The 2,233-nt window shown below is 41.7% G+C and carries 2 protein-coding genes and 1 CRISPR repeat array; both genes read left to right on the plus strand.

Annotation, left to right across the window (positions count from 1 at the left end; all coding sequences use genetic code 11):
* Positions 1-12: 12 nt before the first annotated feature.
* Positions 13-380: direct repeats of the CRISPR family, unit length 30 nt; unit sequence GTTTGCAGCCTAACTAAAAGGAATGGAAAC.
* A 136-nt stretch (positions 381-516) separates the two neighbouring features.
* On the plus strand, positions 517-762 hold the full coding sequence (locus H528_RS0111830) for a hypothetical protein (RefSeq protein ID WP_022854508.1): 246 nt from the start codon (positions 517-519) through the stop codon (positions 760-762).
* A gap of 470 nt (positions 763-1,232) precedes the next feature.
* The gene (locus H528_RS0111840; protein WP_022854509.1) at positions 1,233-1,538 is read left to right on the plus strand and encodes a hypothetical protein; all 306 of its coding nucleotides are present in this window, start codon (positions 1,233-1,235) and stop codon (positions 1,536-1,538) included.
* The last annotated feature ends 695 nt before the right edge of the window (positions 1,539-2,233 follow it).

Consider the following 2,233-nt stretch of genomic DNA (forward strand, 5'->3'; position numbering starts at 1 on the left):
TAGTGAATTATTGTTTGCAGCCTAACTAAAAGGAATGGAAACGGAACCGTTTACCTTAACATATAAACGTATCCCAGGCGTGTTTGCAGCCTAACTAAAAGGAATGGAAACTAAGCCAATCGGGTCACGGTAAGGGTAAAGGACACAGCGTTTGCAGTCTAACTAAAAGGAATGGAAACGTAGGCCTTCCAGTCCTCGGCCTCGGAGGTGGGGTCGTTTGCAGCCTAACTAAAAGGAATGGAAACTGCTTCTTTGGGTAGTATTTACCACACCTTCAATGATTGTTTGCAGCCTAACTAAAAGGAATGGAAACGGATGAGTTTGCCTTCATCTCTTTTCAAAACCAGGCGGTTTGCAGCCTAACTAAAAGGAATGGAAACATATTTCTTGTGAATCAAAAATAGTACATACCTAATAAGGAGGTTAAGGTCTGGGAGAGAAATGAAATTCAACTCTTGATGTTTTCCGCCTTTGACGCCATCCTTAATAATAAAGATGTCCGAAAAGGAGGGCCTTATGGGAGACATTTTTAGCAAGTTCGGTCGAGTTTTCAGAGTCTATGAGGACAAGGGTAAAACAAACATTTTAGATGGCTTTACTTCAGATGATTTGGAAAAGGGCGGCCAACATGGTCATACAGTTATAAATAATGATATTGACATCAGAGCCGAAGATGGTGGATTTGACGCAAGTAAGGTCTGGAAGTCAATTGAGTATTGCAGAGACATAGAAGGCAATAGAATCAAAATAAAGAAATGGTAAGGTGCGAGAGCCTTTTAAAAAGGGTTTCCGCTTTTTTGCCAGAGTGTGAAACGTATAAGACAGAGAAAAACCTCTAGATTTGTATAGTTGTTTTTGTTTGTTGATACCGCAGATTAAATAAAAAATTCGTTATTAGCTGGTTTATATTAATGGGAGAATATTTTAATTCGATGAGGAGTCATAACAAGGCGACTATAACCCGCAGATCCCTGTCCCGAACACAGTGGGGGGATCTAGATTGCTTCGCTTCACTCGCAATGACATTGTTTTAAAATGTCAGCTGTTTTGTGCTTCTAATAATAGTTCTAACCCACCAGAGCATCCTCAGGTCAATTAGGGGATTATTCGATTCGCTGAGAATGACACAGAGAGATAAAGAATGACATGTAAGAGATTTGATAAAAGATTTTTTCTTGCCAAAATTTTAGAATTATTTTAAATTTAAAAATAAACTAACTTTGGAGGATAGCATGAAAAAAATTCTTCTGGTTGCAATGCTGGGATTGTTTTTGGCAAGTGCCTCTTTTGCCATGAAAGGCATGGGTTCAGATAGTACACAAGGCGAGTGCCCTTATCAGAAACAATATCACTATCAGAAAAGAACCATGTCTCCTGAGGAATGGGAAAAATACCATAAAGGTATGCCTATGCCTGAAGAGATGCGCAAAAACTACGAAGAAATGATGAAAAATGCTCACAAAAACTGTCCGGAAAAGGATACCTGCCCAGAGGCCAAAAAGAACTGTCCTGAAAATTGCCCCAAAATGAAAAACTAACCAATCAAGTTGCCGCGTGTTACGCGCGGCAACTCTAAATGGATTTTTCGCCTGCGGCTCATGATGCAAAAAGCCATGGGCAAAAGGCAATATCTGTGATCTGTGAGCCGTGATCAGAGATCTGTAGGCTGTGATCGTTAGGTTCTAGAAGTTCTAGAGGTTGTTGTTGGGATGGGGTGGAGCCGTGTTGGCTGCTTCTCGCGTATATCACTAGGAGCACTCTTTAGTCGTCTATGCTTTCGGGAATCCAATAATGTCGGGCATTTGATGCTGAGGGAGCACCTTATTTTATCATGCTGAAGAACGTTAGCGACCAAAGCATCTACAGGTCGATCTATGGATCCTTCGCCTCACTAACGTTCAGCTCAGGATGACAAAAAGGGAAACCCAAAAAAGAAAGGCTCAGGATGAAATATTAATGGGAACACATTTTATCCGCGAAGGTGTCATAGCGAGGCTACTTGTACACCCGCACGATCCCAGCTACACCGTCATCACGAGGCGTGCTATCGCACGCCGAAGTGATCTCATAAGATTGCTTCGCTCACTGTGTTCGCTCGCAATGACTGACAAAAATAGTGCTTTCGATACCCATTCAATCCAAACCTCGACAACCTCTAAAACCTTTAGAACCTCTACAAATCTGCTACCTGAGATTGCTTCGTGCCTCGCAATGACACGCAAAAAAGCGCTCG

Origin of the sequence: Thermodesulfatator atlanticus DSM 21156 (assembly GCF_000421585.1) — a bacterium.
GTDB classification, from domain to species: domain Bacteria; phylum Desulfobacterota; class Thermodesulfobacteria; order Thermodesulfobacteriales; family Thermodesulfatatoraceae; genus Thermodesulfatator; species Thermodesulfatator atlanticus.